16 protein-coding genes are annotated in these 17288 nt (G+C 73.6%); 7 read left to right on the top strand and 9 right to left on the bottom strand.

All coding sequences use genetic code 11. The annotated features are described in order from the left end of the window. Nucleotides 1-28: 28 nt before the first annotated feature. Nucleotides 29-469 carry a MarR family winged helix-turn-helix transcriptional regulator gene (locus AC07CM_RS10440; protein ID WP_478875940.1) on the bottom strand — a complete coding sequence of 147 codons (441 nt, stop codon included), beginning with the start codon at nucleotides 467-469 and terminating at the stop codon, nucleotides 29-31. 107 nt (nucleotides 470-576) lie between these two features. Here AC07CM_RS10440 and AC07CM_RS10445 point away from each other — a divergent pair, with 107 nt between their 5' ends. Next, nucleotides 577-1668 carry a hypothetical protein gene (locus tag AC07CM_RS10445; RefSeq protein WP_478875941.1) on the top strand — a complete coding sequence of 364 codons (1092 nt, stop codon included), beginning with the start codon at nucleotides 577-579 and terminating at the stop codon, nucleotides 1666-1668. 66 nt (nucleotides 1669-1734) lie between these two features. On the opposite strand, the gene AC07CM_RS10450 is transcribed toward AC07CM_RS10445, so the two are convergent. Genes AC07CM_RS10450 through AC07CM_RS10460 form a run of 3 tightly spaced genes read right to left on the bottom strand, consistent with a single transcriptional unit; the run spans nucleotide 1735 to nucleotide 5636 of the window. Then, nucleotides 1735-2964, bottom strand: coding sequence for a vWA domain-containing protein (locus AC07CM_RS10450; protein ID WP_478875942.1), 1230 nt, complete (start codon nucleotides 2962-2964; stop codon nucleotides 1735-1737). Next, entirely contained in the window at nucleotides 2961-4214 is a 1254-nt protein-coding gene (locus AC07CM_RS10455) for an AAA family ATPase (RefSeq protein ID WP_478875943.1), read from the bottom strand. Before AC07CM_RS10455 ends, AC07CM_RS10450 begins: the two co-directional genes overlap by 4 nt. 42 nt (nucleotides 4215-4256) lie before the next feature. Further along, nucleotides 4257-5636 (bottom strand): hypothetical protein, encoded by a 1380-nt coding sequence (locus tag AC07CM_RS10460; protein WP_478875944.1) that lies wholly within the window; start codon nucleotides 5634-5636, stop codon nucleotides 4257-4259. A 329-nt stretch (nucleotides 5637-5965) separates the two neighbouring features. Between AC07CM_RS10460 and AC07CM_RS10465 the strand changes: the two genes are divergently transcribed. After that, nucleotides 5966-6838, top strand: a complete 873-nt coding sequence (locus tag AC07CM_RS10465; RefSeq protein WP_478875945.1) for a putative protein N(5)-glutamine methyltransferase — start codon at nucleotides 5966-5968, stop codon at nucleotides 6836-6838. Here the strand turns inward: AC07CM_RS10465 and AC07CM_RS10470 are convergent. After that, nucleotides 6810-8888: a SpoIIE family protein phosphatase gene (locus AC07CM_RS10470; protein ID WP_478875946.1), complete on the bottom strand. Its 2079-nt coding sequence runs from the start codon at nucleotides 8886-8888 to the stop codon at nucleotides 6810-6812. The genes AC07CM_RS10465 and AC07CM_RS10470 overlap by 29 nt on opposite strands. Before the next feature lie 316 nt (nucleotides 8889-9204). Between AC07CM_RS10470 and AC07CM_RS10475 the strand changes: the two genes are divergently transcribed. From AC07CM_RS10475 to AC07CM_RS10490, 4 genes are all read left to right on the top strand, one after another. Continuing rightward, complete coding sequence (locus AC07CM_RS10475; RefSeq protein WP_478875947.1) at nucleotides 9205-10086, top strand: hypothetical protein; 882 nt, start codon at nucleotides 9205-9207, stop codon at nucleotides 10084-10086. A gap of 95 nt (nucleotides 10087-10181) precedes the next feature. Beyond that, nucleotides 10182-10553, top strand: a complete 372-nt coding sequence (locus tag AC07CM_RS10480; RefSeq protein ID WP_478875948.1) for a hypothetical protein — start codon at nucleotides 10182-10184, stop codon at nucleotides 10551-10553. A gap of 183 nt (nucleotides 10554-10736) precedes the next feature. Beyond that, complete coding sequence (locus AC07CM_RS10485; RefSeq protein ID WP_478875949.1) at nucleotides 10737-12752, top strand: FAD-dependent oxidoreductase; 2016 nt, start codon at nucleotides 10737-10739, stop codon at nucleotides 12750-12752. Nucleotides 12753-12782: 30 nt separating this feature from the next. Next, the gene (locus tag AC07CM_RS10490) at nucleotides 12783-13367 is read left to right on the top strand and encodes a PadR family transcriptional regulator (RefSeq protein ID WP_478875950.1); all 585 of its coding nucleotides are present in this window, start codon (nucleotides 12783-12785) and stop codon (nucleotides 13365-13367) included. A 40-nt stretch (nucleotides 13368-13407) separates the two neighbouring features. Here AC07CM_RS10490 and AC07CM_RS10495 read toward each other — a convergent pair whose 3' ends face one another. Both AC07CM_RS10495 and AC07CM_RS10500 read right to left on the bottom strand, forming a co-directional pair. Next, nucleotides 13408-13956: a hypothetical protein gene (locus AC07CM_RS10495; protein ID WP_478875951.1), complete on the bottom strand. Its 549-nt coding sequence runs from the start codon at nucleotides 13954-13956 to the stop codon at nucleotides 13408-13410. A 191-nt stretch (nucleotides 13957-14147) separates the two neighbouring features. Next, the gene (locus tag AC07CM_RS10500) at nucleotides 14148-15128 is read right to left on the bottom strand and encodes a fibronectin type III domain-containing protein (protein ID WP_478875952.1); all 981 of its coding nucleotides are present in this window, start codon (nucleotides 15126-15128) and stop codon (nucleotides 14148-14150) included. A 379-nt stretch (nucleotides 15129-15507) separates the two neighbouring features. Between AC07CM_RS10500 and AC07CM_RS10505 the strand changes: the two genes are divergently transcribed. Then, nucleotides 15508-16203 carry a glycoside hydrolase family 75 protein gene (locus tag AC07CM_RS10505; protein ID WP_478875953.1) on the top strand — a complete coding sequence of 232 codons (696 nt, stop codon included), beginning with the start codon at nucleotides 15508-15510 and terminating at the stop codon, nucleotides 16201-16203. Nucleotides 16204-16241: 38 nt separating this feature from the next. On the opposite strand, the gene AC07CM_RS10510 is transcribed toward AC07CM_RS10505, so the two are convergent. Then, nucleotides 16242-16652, bottom strand: coding sequence for a PTS-dependent dihydroxyacetone kinase phosphotransferase subunit DhaM (locus AC07CM_RS10510; RefSeq protein ID WP_478875954.1), 411 nt, complete (start codon nucleotides 16650-16652; stop codon nucleotides 16242-16244). Nucleotide 16653: 1 nt separating this feature from the next. Continuing rightward, nucleotides 16654-17256, bottom strand: a complete 603-nt coding sequence (dhaL, locus tag AC07CM_RS10515; protein WP_478875955.1) for a dihydroxyacetone kinase subunit DhaL — start codon at nucleotides 17254-17256, stop codon at nucleotides 16654-16656. Nucleotides 17257-17288: the final 32 nt, after the last annotated feature.

Below are 17288 nucleotides of genomic sequence, written 5' to 3' on the forward strand. Positions count from 1 at the left end.
TCCACTGCCGCCGCGACCGGTCCCTCGCTCACTCCGACGCCGCGCCGGACGCCCCGGCGTTGTACCGCTCCAGGTAGGCCGCGAAGCGGATCAGGTCCTCCTCGGGCCAGTCGGCGAGCCGCTCCCGGAAGGCGGCCCGGCGGCTGCGGGTCACCTGGGCGAGCATCTCCTGGCCGGCCCCGGTCAGGTGCAGCACCTGCACCCGGTGGTCCTCCGGGGCCAGCCGCCGCTCGATGAGCCGGGCCCGCTCCAGCGCGGCCACCTGGCGGCTCACCGTCGACTTGTCCAGGGCGTAGTGCGCCGCCAGGTCGGTCGCCCGGCAGCCCCCGCTCTCCTCCAGGTGGCCGAGCAGGGTGTACGACACCAGGGACAGCTCGGGATGCATGCGCCCCGCCGAGGCGCGGGCCCGGCGGGCGAAGATCGTCATCTCGCGCTGGATCGTCTCCACGGCCGTCTCCGTCGCCTTCACGGGATCACCTCCTGGTCACCCACGGGGAATGCCTCCTCCGCCGTCGTAGTTGTATAGTACAACTTGAAGCGAAAGTTGTATAAGCCAACCTTTGGAGGTCGCGCCCGATGAGGTCACCGGCACTGCGCCATGTGCTCACGCACCTGATCACCCCGCTGCTGATGTGCGTAGGCATGGGGCTCGCGTACATGGGGGCCTTCGTGACCCCGGAGCCGAACCACCTGCCCGTCGCCGTCGTCGGCGCCGGGCCCCGGGCGAAGGTGTTCGCCCAGACCGTCAAGGACACCGCGGGGGACAAGCTCGACGTCCGCACCGTCGCCACCCGCGCCGACGCGGTCGGCCTCCTGAAGTCCCGCGAGATCACCGGCGCCTACGTACCGACCGCCAAGGCGCCCGAGCTGCTGGTGGCCACCGCCGCGTCCGACATGGGAGCCACGGCCGTCGAGAGGGTCTTCACCCCGGTCGCCGCCGAGGCGGGCGCGCCGCTGAAGGTCACCGACGTGGCGGCACCGGTCGCGGACGACCCCACCGGGCAGGGCCTGTTCTTCCTGCTGATCGCGCTCAGCATCGGCTCCTACGCCTCGGTCGCCGCCCTCGGAGCCGCGGGCGCCGCACTCCCGATGCGGGTACGGGCGCTGCTCGCGCTCGGTGTCTCCGCCGTGGTCAGCGGCATCGGCGCGCTGCTCGCCGGGCCGGTGTTCCACCTCGCGCACCACGATCTGGCGAGCCTGTGGGGCATGGCGTGGCTCTACTCCGCGGGCATCCTCTTCATCGGCGTCGGACTGCACACCTTCCTGAAGCGCTGGACCACGCTGACCATGATGGTGCTCTTCGTGATGCTGAACTTCACCAGCTCCGGCGGTCTGTTCCGGCCCGAGCTGCAGAACGGCTTCTTCGGCACCCTGCACGCCTTCTGGAACGGCGCCGGCTTCGTCGAGGGCGTTCGCAGCCTGCTCTACTTCGGTGACGACGGGCTCGCGCGCACCGTGTGGACGCTCGTGGTCTGGCTCCTCGCCGGCCTCGCCCTGACCGCGCTCGCAGCCGCCCACGAGCGGACCCGGGCGCCCCGGCAGGCGACCGCTCTTCCCGAGCCCGCGCCGAGCGCGCGCCAGGAGGCCCGGGCGGCGGCCGGGAAGCAGGCCGAGGAGAAGGCCGAGGAGAAGGCCGAGGAAGAGGTCGAGGAAGCGGTCGGCGTCTGAGCCGCCGCCGTACCGGAGTAGCGGCGCGCCGCCCGCGGACGGGCGGAGCCCCTCCCGCCGGCCGGCTCACGGGCCCGCCGACCCGATCGTCACCACGCGCGCCCACTCGGGCGGTGGGTCCCGCCAGGGCCGGCCCGCCCGCGGCCGCGGGAACAGGCCCACCACCGTCCGGCACGGTGGCCGGGTGTCCGGCCAGGGCGTCTGTCCGTCCGTCAGGACCACGACGACGTCGGGCCCCGGCCGGGACCGCAGCGCCCGGGCGAAACCCGTCCGCAGGTCCGTGCCCCCGCCGCCCACCAGCGGGATCCCCTCGGTACCGCACAGCGGCTGCACGGTCTGCGCCGCCGCGTCGCACGACACCACGGTGACCAGGTCGCGCCGGCCGCCCACGGCACGGGAGATCGCGGCGACCTCCAGCAGCGCGCCGCCCAGTTCGGCGTCGCTGACCGACCCGGACGTGTCGACGACCACGCAGACCCGAGGGGGCCTGCGCCGCAGACTCGGCAGGACGGCGCCGGGCACCGAGGTCGAGCGGCGCGCCGGACGGCCGTAGCTGTAGTCGTCGCCCGCACCCGCGCCGGAGGCCGCCGCGCGGACCGCCGCGCCCAGCAACTCCCGCCACGGCTGCGGCGCATGGAACACCTCCTCGGCCCACCGCCGCCAGCCCTTCGGCGCGTTGCCCGGCCGCCCGTTGATGCCCTCCGCGACCCGGAAGCGGACCGCGTCCCGCTCCTGCTCGCTGAGCCCCTGGGCACCGTCGGGACCCAGGTCCCACCCGCGTTCCAGCCCGTCGGCACCGCTGCCGCAGTCCAGCCAGGCCAGCCACGGGTGATGGGGATCGAGCCGGAACCGGCGCAGGTAATCCTCCATGAGGAGCCCGGACGGCAGCCCCAGGTCCTCCGGGCGCACCGCGCCTCCGGGCCGCACGAGACCGTCGCCGTACACGTCGTCGTTGATCTCCAGGTCCGCGGCGATGTTCATCCGCAGCCGTTCCCCGCGGCCGGTCAGGCCGCGCTCCCGGGCGACCCGGTCGCCGCGCCCGTGATGGTCGCGCAACAGGTGCGCCACCTCGTGCACCCACACCGCGGCCAGGTCCTCCACCGGCATCCGGTCCACGAAGGCCGGTGAGACGTAGCACCGCCAGTGCCGGTCGACGGCCATCGTGGGCACCTCCCGTGACTCGACCGTGTGCAGCGCGAACAGCGCCGTCGCCAGGTACGGCCGTGCCCGGGCCGCGTGCAGCCGGGCGGCGAAGAGCTTGCCGAGGTCCAGTGCCCCCGGTGCGTCCGGCGTCAACGGCCGGACCCGCCCGCGCCCACCGCCCGGCGCGCCGCGTCGTCGGCGCGCCGGGACAGGGACACCACGCCGGCGAGCCGCTCGATCGCCTCCGGCACGTCCCAGTCAGTCCGCCGCAGCGAGGCCAGCGTGGTCGCGGGGACCACCACCACGTCCGGGGCCCCGGTCTCCATCGCGCGGATCAGCAGGGTCCACGCCGCGTCCCAGCGCGCCCGCTCCGGCCGGTTGCGGACCGCGTCCACCACGCCGTCCAGCACGGCCTGCCGCAGATCGCCGCGCTCGGGCAGCACGGCACCCGCGGGGTCGGCCAGCACCGCCTCGGGATCGGGAAGGTCCATCCGGTCCAGGCTCGCCAGCATCTCGAGCCCCGGCCCGTCGCCCACCGACCCCCTGACCAGCAAGGACAGCACGTCGCGGGAGGAGCCGGCGGCGGTCGCGAAGGCGATCAGCCGCAGGGTCGTCTCCCAGCTGCGCGGCGACGGCCAGGCACCGCCGCGGCGGGTCTCACCGCTCGGCAACCGGTGCACCAGCCCGGGGCGCGCGGACAGGAAGCCGCACACCGCGCGCCGCGCGAAGGCCACGGCCTCCGGCAGCCCGCCGGCATCGAGCCGGGGTAGACCGGGCCGGGGCCAGGTGCCGCCCAGGCCACGTACGACGACGTCGTGGTCGTGCGTCCACTGCAGGTGCACGAACCGGTTGGCCAGGGGAGGGCTCAGCTCCCAGCCGTCGGCCGCCGAGGACCGCGGGTTGGCGGCGGCCACGATCCGCACGCCGGGCGGCAGCCGCAGCGCGCCGATGCGGCGTTCCAGCACCAGCCGGAGCAGAGCGGCCTGGACGGCCGGGGGCGCGGTGGACAGCTCGTCCAGGAACAGCAGCCCGCGGCCCGCCCGCACCAGCCGCACCGCCCAGTCCGGCGGGGCCATCGGGACCCCCTGCCCCGCGGGGTCGTCCCCCACGACCGGCAGTCCCGAGAAGTCGGACGGCTCGTGGACGCTGGCGATCACGGTGGTCAGCGGCAGGTCCAGGGAGGTGGCGAGCTGGTTCAGGGCGGCGGTCTTGCCGATGCCCGGCTCGCCCCACAGGAGCACCGGGAGGTCGGCGGCCACGGCCAGGGTCAGCGCCTCCAGCTGGGTGTCGTCGCGGGGTTCGGTGTCCGTGTCCCGCAACAGGGACAACAGGGCGGCGGCGACGTCGAGTTGGGAGGCATGGGAAGGGGCGTCGGGCGTGGTGGGCGAAGCGTGTGTGGGCATGGTGATCACCTAGGGTGTGAAGTGGGCCGAGAGAAAGGGGAATCAGCGGGGGAAGACCGCGTTGCGTGGGCGGCGGCGGTGGTGCCGGGTGGCGCGACGCTTCGGCTCGAGAGGGGCGCGGCCGGGACCGACGAGACCGGCCCGGTAGAGCCCGTACGTGATCCTGCGGGCCGCGGCCGCCTCCAACTCCTCCCGCAGGGGGCCGTCCCGCAGCAGCGCGTCCGGACCCAGCAGGCCCTCCACCACGGCCAGCGCGCCCGCGGTGTCGCCGTGGTCCAGCCGCTCGCGGACACCCGTGAGGCAGTCCGGACGCCGGTGCGCCTCGTCGATGGCCTGAAGGCAGGGGAGCGGCGGACCGCCGAGCGCGACCAGCATCTCCTCCCGCCGTACCTCCTCCGGACCGTGGTCCAGCGGGGCCAGCACACCGTCGACCAGGCCGATCCGGTGCCGGGCTCCCCGGCACTCCACCGTGCGCGGACCGTCCGCGCGGTCGGGAGGTCGGGGTGGACCGGCGGCCATGTGACCGGGTACCAGGGCGGACGCGACCAGCGGATGCAGCTGGTCGGGCGCCAGCAGACCGGCCCGCAGCAGCTCCAGGTCGGGCAGCACCCGCGTGGCCGCGTCCGGCAGGACGGGCAGCGCGGAGGAGCCGCCCGCCGGAAGCGCCCTCGCGATCCGCAGCCCGGGAGCTGCCCCGCCGCCATCGGCGACCAGCTCCAGGACCAGCCGGCGCCGGCCGCCGAGCCGTACGACGAAGGCGCCGGCGGACCGCCCCTCGGCGCCGAGCAGCACGGCCGCCTCGGCCGCCCACCGGTCGACGGCACAGCCGAGACCGGGCGGTACGAGGCCGGTCAGCTGCGGGTCGGCCACCAGTCGGCCGGTCCCGGACCGCAGCCGCAGCTCCGCGCTCCTGCGGGCGTCCCACAGGTGCCGGTGCAGATCGAGCCGGTACCGAACGCCGGGGCGCGGATGCGGATGCCCGGCGGTGTCCGGGCGGGACCCGTCCCACAGCGCGAGGGCGATCCGCTGACCGGCGTCCGCCCAGGCCGGCGGGGTGCGGGCCACGAGGTGCACCGGGCCGTCCCGGCCACGCCCCCGGCCCTCGTACCGGGCCAGTGCCAGGGTCAGCCCCGGGCGCAGCAGCCCGTCGGGCGCGATCCTCGGCATGTGCCAGCGCAGCAGGTCGGGAGCGAGCGAGCGGAGGTCGGCACGGACCCGGGCCGCCAGCTCGCGGCCGTGCTCGCGGGTCACGGAACGAAGGTCGAGATCGACGTCGACACGGGCGGCGGCACATGCCCCCGCCCAGTCCCCGGCACGGCGGCGGACGGTCGCGGTCTCGATCATGGACGGCGGCACGGCGAACTCGCGCACGCGCAGCCACAGGGAGAGCCGGGAGTCCCCGTACGCGGTCTGAGTGAGCATCAGCACTCACCTTGCGCGGACGGGACCCCCATTCTGTCAGCGGAGTGAGTCGTCATCGCGGCGAGCGTAACGGGCCCGCGCCGGACCGCGCCAGCGCGTTTTCCCGTACACCGTGCGGCCGCCGGCCGGACCGGGGCGCTGGGGTATGGTGGCCGTCCGGCCGCGGACGATTCGTGGCCGCCGGCTGCCGAGGAGGTGAGACCCATTACCGCTGTGTCAGCTGGGGTGCTCTCTCCTTGTGACAGCCATCTGTGACAGCGCGGAACACCGGCACCGGTGACCGCGAGAGCGCCCTTCGGCTCCAGGTTCCCGAAAGGCTCTCGGCTTCCATGCCCTCCCTGTCCACCCCATCTTCCCCGACGCCTTCATCCCCTTCGTCGCCCTCATCCCCTTCATGTTCTTCCTCGGCTGACGCGGTCGTCGCCGCGCTGCGCGCTGCCGGGTGCGTCTTCGCCGAGGACGAGGCGGAGTTGCTCCTCGCGACCGCCCGCACCCCGGAGGAACTGGCCTTGATGGTCGTCCGGCGCACCGCCGGGCTCCCGCTCGAACACGTCCTCGGCTGGGCCGAGTTCCACGGCCTGCGCATCGCCGTCGAGCCCGGTGTCTTCGTCCCCCGCCGCCGTACCGAGTTCCTCGTCGACCGGGCGCTGGCCCAGGCCGGCGACGCCCGGGTCGTCGTCGACCTGTGCTGCGGTTCCGGCGCGCTCGGCGCGGCCCTGGCCGCCGCACTCGGCGCCGTCGAGGTGCACGCCGCCGACATCGATCCCGCCGCCGTGCGCTGCGCCCGCCGCAACCTGGCCCCCTACGGCGGCCGGGCCCACCAGGGCGACCTGTTCGACGCCCTGCCGACCGCGCTGCGGGGCCGCGTCGGCATCCTCACGGCCAACGTGCCCTATGTGCCCAGCGCCGAGGTGGCGCTCCTGCCGGCGGAGGCCCGCGACCACGAGCCGTTGGCCGCCCTCGACGGCGGCGCGGACGGCCTCGACGTGCTGCGCCGGGTGGCCGCCGGCGCGGCCGAATGGCTCGCGCCCGGCGGCTGCCTCCTGACCGAGACGAGCGAACGCCAGGCCCGAGCCGCCCTGGAGGCCTTCACCGATGCGGGTCTGACAGCCCGTCCGGCCATGTCCGAGGAGTCGGCCGCGCATGTGGTGATCGGCGTACGGGAGCAGTCGGCTACGGCAACTCCTGGGCCCGGGCGATGAGCAGGGCCACGTCGTCGTGGTTGTCGGGATGGTGCAGCGTCCGCAGGAGCAGGTCGCAGGCCTCCTCCAGGGGGCGGGCGGGGTCGTCGAGCAGCGACAGCAGGAAGTCCAGGCGCTCGTCCAGCGAGTGGCAGCGGGTCTCGACCAGGCCGTCGGTGTAGAACACCAGCTCGTCGCCGGGCTCGAAGTCGACGGTCACGGTGGAGAACTCCACCCCGCCCACGCCCAGCGGCACCCCGGTCGGCAGATCGAGCAGCTCCGGCGGGCGGCCGGGGCGCACCCGGGCCGGGGGCAGGTGGCCGGCGTTGGCGATCCGGCACTGGCGCAGATGCGGGTCGTGGACGGCGTACACACAGGTGGCGATGGAGTGGTCGAGGGCCGAGGTCGTCTTGTCCAGGTGCTCCAGCAGCAGCGCGGGGTCGAGGCCGAGCGAGGCCAGCGTGGTGGTCGCGGTGCGCAGCCGGCCCATGGTGGCGGCGGCGCTGATGCCACTGCCCATCACATCGCCGACCACCAGCGCCGTCCTGCCGCCGTCCAGCGGGATGACGTCGAACCAGTCGCCCCCGACCTCGCTCGTGGCACCCGCCGGCTGGTAGCGGGAAGCCACCTCGAGACCGGTCGTCACCGGCGGATGGCTGGGCAGCAGGCTGCGCTGCAGCGTGAGCGCGGTGTTGCGGGCGTTCTGGTACCAGCGGGCGTTGTCGATCTGCACGGCCGCGCGGGCCGCCAGCTCCCGGGCGAGCAGCACGTCGTCCTCGCCGAAGGGCTCCGTATTGCGGGTGCGCTTGAGGTCCAGGGCGCCCAGCACCTCGCCGCGCGCGATCAGCGGCACGGCGAGGTACGAGTGCAGGCCCGCCCGGCCCAGCAGCACGGCCGCCTCGGGTGAGCGGGCGATGCGCGGCAGATCGTCGTCCTTCACCTGCGGCACCAGCACCGCCTCGCCAGTACGGACGCACTCGGTGACCAGCCGGTCGGGCGCGTACCGGGCGATCTGACCGGGCTCGTCGGCGGCCCGTACGGCCTCCGACTCCTGCTCGGCGCGCAGCGCCAGGGCGCGGATCACCGCGGGCTCCGCGGGGCCGAGCGTGCTGGGCCGGCCCTCCACGACCGCGTCCAGCAGGTCCACGGCGGCCACGTCGGCCAGTTCGGGCACGGCGACCTCGGCCAGTTCCAGGGCGGTGCGCTCCAGCTCCAGCGTCGTACCGATCCGGGCGGAGGCGTCGGCGATGACCGCGAGCCGGCGCCGCGCGGCCTCCGCCTCGACGGAGGCCCGGTGCTGCTCGGTGATGTCGACCATCGAGGCCGCCACGCCGAGCACGTTGCCCATCGCGTCCTCGAGGCGGTACAGCGACAGCGCCCAGGTGTGGTCCTCGTCCGGGTCGGCCGGGGTGCGGCCGACCACGGGCTCGTCGATCAGCGGCACACCGGTTTCCAGCACTCCGCGGGCCGCTTCCTCCAGCGCGTCGGCCTCCAGCCGGGGCACGACCTCGCTGAGCCTGCGCCCCACGTGCTCGGCGGCGGGCAAGCCGTTGATCGTCTCCAGTGCCGGGTTGACCGAGACGAACCGCAGCTGGGTGTCCAGCACGGCGAGCCCCATCGGCGACTGTTTCACCATCCGCTCGGACAGCGCCACGTCCTGCTCCAGCCGCCGCACGGTCGACTGGTCGGCGGCGAGCCCCAGCGCGTACACGTCGCCCCGGTCGTCCAGCAGCCGCATGTTGCGGAACTCCACCAGCCGGGTGCTGCCGTCCTTGTGACGGATCGGGAAGCCGCCGGCCCAGCTCTGGCCGGTGCGCATCACATCGGCGAACAGCTTGCCGACCAGCTGGATGTGCCGTTCGTGCACCATCAGCCGGGCCGCGTACTCACCCAGCGCCTCCTGCGCGGTGTACCCGAACAGCTCCTCGGCCTGGGGGCTCCACAGCACGATGCGGCCGTCGGTGTCCAGCACCACCGACGCCACGCCCAGCACGTCGAGCAGCCCGCCCGGCCGCACCGGCCCGCGCGCGGGTTCACCGCCCTCGGTCACCGGAGCCTCGGCTGCACTCATGCCACGCACCGCCTTCGCCCGTCCGCACGGCACGTCGTCCCCCGTGCCGACTCCCCTTGTTCTACCGCGCTCACACCCGACTCTCCGACGCCCTCGCCGACTATCTCCACCATCTCTCAACACGGCGGCGCACGTCCGCCGAAGTCACCAGGCGGCGGCAGCGCGATGCGGTGGTCGCCTCCGGTGACCGCGGAAGCGTCCCGGGGGCCGTGAGAGTTCACGCTCATGTTGCTCCATTGGTCTGTACATGACCAGTCGACACGGCCAGACTGTCCGCCGACCGAGTGTCCCCACCCCCCCGCCCGAGGAGTCGGCCATGCCCGCGCCCGCCCGGCAACGTTGTCACTCAGCCCTCACCGCGCTCGTCACCCTGGCCACCGCCGCCGTCGTGTCGCTCTCCGCGTCCGCCCCGGCCTCCGCCGCCGACACCTGGACCGAGACGGGCTCGGACCGCGCCGACCCGCTGACCGAGAGCCAGGGCCTGACCTCGGTGGAGGTCCCGGCGAACAGCCCCAACCGGTACACCGGCATCGGCACCATCCCAGTCGGCGTCTCCAGCCGCGGCTGGAACCACGTCGGCGACCCCGACGCCTCCTACGACGGCCACTACATCGAGCCCTACCAGCGGGACTCGGGCAACGCGAAGATGTTCCGCGTCCAGGCGCCGGACGGCACCTGGACGGAGTACGTGCACACGCTGAGCGCCGGCGAAGCGCTGAACAACTCCTGGGACGCGATCTCGCCCGACGGTCAGTGGATGCTGTCGGGCGAGTGGGGCACGATGAACCGCCTGCTGGTCTTTCCGACGCCGGGCGTCAACCCGGCCACCTCGCCCTCGGCGAACCTCCCGCAGGCGTCCACGGTCCGGCTCGACCACGCCGTGCGCGACGTCCAGGGCTGTGACTTCTCCGGCCCGACGACCCTGCTGTGCTCCTCGGACGACCCGGAGGGCTCCCTCTTCGGCATCACCAAGCCGCTGCTGCGGATCGACCTCTCGGCCGCACCGAACGGCACGTCGGACGTGAACGGCCATGTCACCGCCCTGCGCCAGCTGCCGCTGCGCAGCTCCTGCTCGGGCACCTTCGAGGTGGAGGGCATCGACTACGACCGCCGGTCCGGCATCCTGCGCGTCATCGTCGTGTCGCCGGGCTTCTGCGTGCTCACCGACAGCAAGACGTACAAGTTCTCGCACAGCTGAGGTGTGCTCATCGGCCGGTGGTGTTTTCCTGAGGGTGGACGCGGTTCGGCGGGGTACCCCCGTTCCACCGCAGCGCGGCCACGAAAGGAGCGATCATGAGGAACCCGGAGGGGTCGCACCAGGAAACCGTCTCGGTGGAGATCAGCGGCTCCAAGGAGGACGCCCGCGTCGTCTTCGACGCGCTGAACAGCTGCTTCACCTCGGACCGGGCCCCCGAAGAAGTGCCGCAGCAGCTCCACGAGGTCCGTCCGATGGTGTGGCTCGGCACGTACGACGTCGCGGACGCCCTTGAGGGGAGCTGTGCACCGGTCCATCTCGACTCGTCCATCCTCGCGGACGTCCAGGGAAGTTACTGGGCCGTGGACCGGTTCCGCACCACCCTGGACTCGATGTTCGCCGTCGAGGAGACGTGCACGGCCTCCGGCGACCAGGAGCGGGACCTGCACCTGCGCCTGGAAAGCCGCTGAGGGCGGCACCGACCACAGCGACGCCCCGGCCGGCTCCCTGCCCGGCCGGGGCGTACTGCGCCCGCAATGAACCAGCAGTTACAGAGTGGCCGGGCTCACGTGCCAGCGTTTATGCAACTAGTTGCAAAACGTGGTGCGCTTCCTCTACAACAAGAGGCGACCGCACCCTGCACGGAGGGCCCGATGAGCCGTTACCCGCACCTGATGTCCCCGCTCGACCTGGGATTCACCACGCTGCCCAACCGCGTGCTCATGGGCTCCATGCACGTCGGTCTGGAGGAGGCCGAGCGCGGCTTCGAGCGGATGGCGGCGTTCTACGCGGCCCGCGCGCGCGGGGGAGTCGGGCTGATCGTCACCGGCGGCATCGCGCCCAACGAGGAGGGCCGGCCGTACGAGGGCGGCGCCAAGCTCACCACCGAGGCCGAGGCCGAGCAGCACCGGACCGTCACCGAGGCCGTGCACCGCGAGGGCGGCCGGATCGCGATGCAGGTCCTGCACTTCGGCCGGTACGCCTATCACCAGGACCTCGTGGCGCCGAGCGCGCTGCAGGCTCCGATCAGCCCCTTCGTGCCCCGTGAACTCACCGACGCCGACGTCGAGCGGACCATCGACGACTACGCCCGCGCCGCCCGCCTCGCCCGGCAGGCCGGCTACGACGGCGTCGAGATCATGGGCTCCGAGGGCTACCTCATCAACGAGTTCATCGCCGCGCAGACCAACCGCCGCGCGGACCGCTGGGGCGGCTCCTACGAGAACCGGATGCGCTTCCCCGTCGAGATCGTCCGGCGCGTGCGCGAGGCCGTCGGTGAGGACTTCATCATCGTCTACCGGCTGTCCATGCTGGACCTGGTCCCGGGCGGCTCCTCCCTCGAGGAGGTCGTGACCCTCGCCAAGGCCGTCGAGGCCGCCGGGGCGACGATCATCAACACCGGCATCGGCTGGCACGAGGCCCGTATCCCCACCATCGCCACCTCCGTGCCGCGCGGCGCCTACACCTGGGTCACCAAGAAGCTCATGGGCGCGGTGTCCGTGCCGCTGGTGACCACCAATCGCATCAACACCCCGGAACTGGCCGAGCAGTTGCTCGCGGAGGGCCACGCCGACATGGTGTCCATGGCCCGCCCGATGCTCGCCGACCCCGACTTCGTCGCCAAGGCCGCCGCGGGCAGGCCGGAGGCCATCAACACCTGCATCGGGTGCAACCAGGCCTGCCTGGACCACACCTTCAGCGGGCAGATCACCTCCTGCCTGGTCAACCCACGCGCCTGCCACGAGACGGAGCTGGTGCTCTCCCCGACCCGGCTGCGCAAGCGCGTCGCGGTCGTGGGCGCAGGTCCGGCTGGACTCGCCTGCGCCGTCAGCGCGGCCGAACGCGGCCACCAGGTCACTCTGTTCGACGCCGCGAGCGAGATCGGCGGCCAGCTGAACGTGGCCCGCAAGGTCCCCGGTAAGCAGGAGTTCGACGAGACGCTGCGCTACTTCCGCCACCAGCTCGACGAGCACGGCGTCGACGTACGCCTCGACACCTGGGTCACCTCCGCCGACCTGACCGACTTCGACGAGGTCGTCGTCGCCACCGGCGTCACCCCGCGCACCCCCGAGCTCCCCGGTGCCGACCACCCCCGCGTCCTCGGCTACCTCGACGTCCTGCGCGACGGCGCCCCTGTCGGCGACCGGGTGGCCGTCCTCGGCGCCGGCGGCATCGGCTTCGACGTCGCCGAGTTCCTCACCGACGGCGGCGACAAGGCGAGCGAGGACCCGGAGACGTACTTCCGCCACTGGGGCGTCGACATGGACTACGCGGCACCGGGCGGCCTCGCCGCACCGCGCCGGCCCGCCCCGCCGCGCACGGTCCACCTGCTCCAGCGCAAGACCAGCAAGGTCGGCGCGGGACTCGGCAAGACCACCGGCTGGATCCACCGCACCGAGCTGAAGCACCGCGGCGTCACCATGGTCCCGGGCGTCCGCTACGACCGGATCGACGACGCGGGCCTGCACATCACCGTCGGCGACGAGAGCACGGTCCTCGAGGTGGACACCGTCGTGCTCTGCACCGGCCAGGAGCCGCGCCGCGACCTGTACGAGGAGCTGGTCGCCGCCGGTCGCAGCGCCCATCTGATCGGCGGCGCCGACGTCGCGGCCGAGCTGGACGCCAAGCGGGCCATCAAGCAGGGCACCGAGCTGGCGGCGGCCCTGTAGGGGCCGTGCGCGCGTCCCTAGGATGAGTCCATGTCACTCCCGCACGCCATCCTCACCGCCCTGCTGGAGAAGCCGTCGTCGGGTCTGGAGCTGACCCGCCGGTTCGACAGGTCGATCGGCTACTTCTGGTCGGCGACGCACCAGCAGATCTACCGCGAGCTGGGGAGGCTGGAGGCCGAGGGCCACATCCGCGCCCTGCCGGCCGAGCAGCCGGCCCGCGGGCAGAAGAAGAGCTACGAGGTCCTGCCCGCGGGCCGCGCCGAACTGGCCCGCTGGGCGGCCGCCGCCCAGGACCCCAAGCCGCAGCGGGACGTCCTCCTGCTGCGGCTGCGTGCCGCCGCGGTGGTCGGCACAGCGGGCCTGGAGGCCGACCTGCGCCGCCATCTGGAGCTGCACCGGCGGCAGTTGGCCGAGTACGAGGAGATCGAGCGGCGTGACTTCCCGCCGGACCGAAACGCCCCGCAGGACCGCCTGCGCCATCTGGTCCTGCGTGCGGGCATCGACCTGGAGACCTTCTGGACCCAGTGGCTCACCCACGCCCTGAAGGAGTTCGCCGGCCTGCCCGTCCAGCCGTCGGCGCAGGAGCCGGAACCGGCGGACGGCACGTCCGGCTGACGGACGCGGCCGCCTCGGCTCCCGGCCCGTCGGCGTCGCCTCAGAGCCGGTACGGCTTCGAGCGGCGGCGCAGGAACCAGGCCGCGGCGATGACACCGGAGCCCACCAGGGCCGCGCCGACGCCCAGGGTGAGCGCGCCGTAGTCGCGGGCCGCACCGCCGAGGCCGCCCATCACGCCCCGCGAGGGCGCGGGCGTGGAGGTCGACGAGATCGTGGGGGCGGTGGGGGCGGCGGGGGCCGAGACGATGACGGACTGGGTGCCCGCGGTCCTGCCGTTGGAGCACATCACGACGACCGTGTACGTACCCGGGCTCACTCCGGACCAGGCCGCGGACTGGCTGATGGTCGTACCCGACAGGGCGACCTGCCGGCCCTGTGCGAAGGACCCCTGCCGGCTGCCCAGGAGTGAGGCGTTGCCCCAGCTGCCGTTGGTCTGGGTGCATGAACTGGTGACGACCGAGACCGTGGACCCGGTGGTGCTCACCGAGATGCCCGAGGCCGCGGTCGACGGTCCGGCGATCGAAGCCGGCAGAGCGGCGGCGGCCGCCAGGGTCAGGCCGGAGCGGAGGAGGAGTCGGGAGATACGCATTGGCTTCCCTCCGGCGGCACGGTTGGCGGTACGTCCCATGCGCCGCCGAGGGTCGGGAAACGTCCGTGCTGCCTCAACGGCAGCAAACGTCCTCCGGGATCGCGCCGCATGTGGACCGCGCCTGATCGGGTGAACGACCCGATCCCTCCGGTGCGGGCCGGAGCGCGGTCGACGCCCGCTCCGCCCGGGCGTCAGCCGCCCGCGGTCGTGGTCACCGTCCGCTCGGCGGAGAAGCCGCCCCAGGTGCCGTCGGGCAGCCGCGCCCGCAGCCGCACCCGGTGCCCGGCACCCGCGTCCCGCCCGACGTAGAAGCTGTAGTGGGCCCGGCCACGCGGCGGATCACCGCCCCACACCAGGGAGGCGGCCGTGGTGCCGTCGAGCCGGATCTGGTATTCGGTGATCACCCCGTCCACGCGGGGCGGATCCCAGGACAGGTCGATGTAGTACGCCCCGGCGGACCGGTGGGTGGAGGCGGTGAAACCGGTCGGTGCGGTGTCCCGGCCGTCGTCGGTGCCCGGAGTGCCGAGCCGGACCGGCGCGCTCGCGGGTGAGAGGTTGTCGGCCGCGTCCCGCGCCCGCACGGTGAAGACGTACCGGGTGCCCGGACGCAGCCCGGTGACCACGGTCGCGGTCTCGTTCCCGCCCACGCTGTGGATCTTCACGCCGCCCTGCCGGACGTCGTACGACACCACGCCCCGGTCGTCCCGGGAGGCACCCCACGACAGCTGGACCGCCCGGCTGCCGATCGCCCGCCCGGCAGGCCGCGACGGGCGGGTCGGCGCCGAGCGGTCCGCCGCCACGACCGCAGGCGTCCTGGCCCGTACCTCGTGGCTCGGCGGCCCGAGGCGGCCGTCCGTGTCCCGCGCCCGCACGGTGAAGGCATACAGGGTGGACGGCCTGAGCCTGATGACGTCCACCATGTGCTGGGACCCTGGCACTTCCATGACTCTCGTGGAGCCGCGATACACCTCATAGGTGCGGATCCCGGGGCCGTCCGCCACCGCGTTCCACATCACGTGCACGCTGGTGGCGCTGCCGGCCGCGGCGGTGACGCCCGTCGGAGCGCCGGGTGCCCGGCCGTCGCCGTCGTCGGCCGCACCGCTCCAGCCGCAGGACGCGACCAGGACAAGGGCGCCGCAGGCCAGCAGGGGCCGGAGGGAAACGCGTCGCACGGCTCTGCCTCCCAGGGGACGGCATCACGGCAAAGGTCCGGACCAATATGACCCGGTCCGTGCGGCCACAGCAAGGGGGCCGCGCTGGTGACCGGGCGGGGGGGTACGTATGCTGAGGTCTCCCTATGAGGTGAACTCCCGTGAAAAACAGGGAAGTTCATGCCCGAGGCGCGGAAACGCTGTCGTCGCCGAACCCGCGCCGACGCGGGTGGCCGGGGAGTCTGAGCCGACGCCGGCTCAGGTCCCCGGCCCCTGTTGCCTTCTCACAAGGTGTCAGAAGGGTGCTCCATCCGGCCCCATACGAGTGGTTTGTGCTCGCAGACCGGTATCAAATGTGCGCATTGTGACCGGAATGTTCCCGAGGAGAGGGTCCCTCAGAGTGCGTGTCCAGTCGCTGACACTGGCCGTGGCCGGTGCCGCCTTGCTCGCCCCGACGACGCTTCCCGCCGCCGCCGTGCCACCCCGGGAGGGGCCTGTGGGCCGAGGCAAGGGCAACGTGACAGCCGCCGACCTGCTGGACCGGGTGCGCGACTGCGCCCAGGTCTCCCGGGGCCGGTACAGCACCGACGACGAAGGCCGGGCGACCGTCCGGGTCTGCGGCACCCGCAAGGCGGTGTTCTGGAAGGCGGACCTGGACATCGACTGCGACGGACGTCCGAGCGCCCGCTGCAACAGCCGCACCGACCCGCTCTTCACCGCCGCCACCGCCTACCAGCAGTCCGACGGCCGCCACCTGAACGCCGAGACCCTGCCCTACATCGTGATCCCCGCCCCGAGCCACATCTGGGACCACCGTGCGCAGGGCATCCGTGGCGGCTCCGTGGCGGCCGTCATCTACCGGGGTCGGGTGCGGTACGCGGTCGTCGGCGACACCGGCCCGCGCGGGATCATCGGCGAGGCCTCCTACGCCACCGCCCGGGCCCTCGGCATCCGGGCCGACCCCCTGCGCGGGGGAGTCGCCTCCGGCGTCACCTACATCGTCTTCAGAGACTCGCGGGCCACCCCCATCGAGAACCACCGCGCCACGGTGGCGGAGGGCGAACGGCTGGCCCGGCGGTTCGTCGGGGTCCACTGAGGGGGGCCAGGGGACGGCGGAGCCCCCTGGACGGTCGCTCACACCTTCCGGTAGCCGAAGGCCTCCACGGCCGCCGCCTCCACCGCGTCGATGTCGGCACCCGTGGCCGCCGTGACGACGGCGGCCACCGCGCCCTCGACGAACGGCGCGTCCACCAGCCGTGAGCCGTCCGGGAGTTCGTCGCCCTCGGCGATCAGCGCCTTCACGGTGAGCACGGCGCTGCCGAGATCGGTGAGCACGGCCACTCCCACGCCCCGGTCCACGGCGGCCGCCGCGGCGGAGATCAGCTCGGCGCTGGTGCCGAGCCCGCCGCCCTCGGTGCCGCCCGCCGGGGCGACCGGCACCGACGGGGCCCCGCCCGCCAGGCCTTTCGCCAGTTCGGCGACGGAGGCGGCGACCTCCGCGCTGTGCGACACCAGTACGATCCCGACCACCTTCTCGCCGCTCACCTCAGGCTCCCCCGGCCGCTTCTTCGAGCGCGGCGATCAGCAGCGCCGAGGACGTGGCGCCCGGATCCTGGTGGCCGATGCTGCGCGCGCCGAGATAGCTGGCCCGCCCCTTGCGGGCCTGCAGCGGGGTGGTGGCCACCGCGCCCTCCTCGGCGGCCGACCGCGCCGCCGCGAAGCCGTCGGCGAGCGCGTCCACGGCCGGGACCAGGGCGTCGATCATGGTCTTGTCGCCGGGCGCCGCGCCGCCGAGCGCCATCACCCCGTCCACGCCCGCCCTGAGCGCCTCGGCCAGTTGCGCCTGGCTGACCTCCGCGTCCTCCCCGAGCGCCTTGCCGGCCCGGCGCAGCAGGGTGCCGTACAGCGGTCCGGACGCCCCGCCGACCGTCGAGATCAGCTGGCGTCCGGCCAGGGTCAGCACGGCACCCGGGGTCTGCGGCGCGTCCTTCTCCATGACGGCCATGACGGCCGTGAACCCACGCTGCAGATTGCTGCCGTGGTCGGCGTCCCCGATGGCCGAGTCGAGGGCGGTGAGCCGTTCCGCCTCCCGGTCGACGGACGCGGCGGTCGCCGTCATCCAACGGCGGAAGAAATCGGCGTCGAGCACTTGATCTCCTTGCGTGGTAGGGACGTTGGCCG

The sequence above is a fragment of the Streptomyces sp. NPDC044061 genome, from assembly GCF_056434305.1.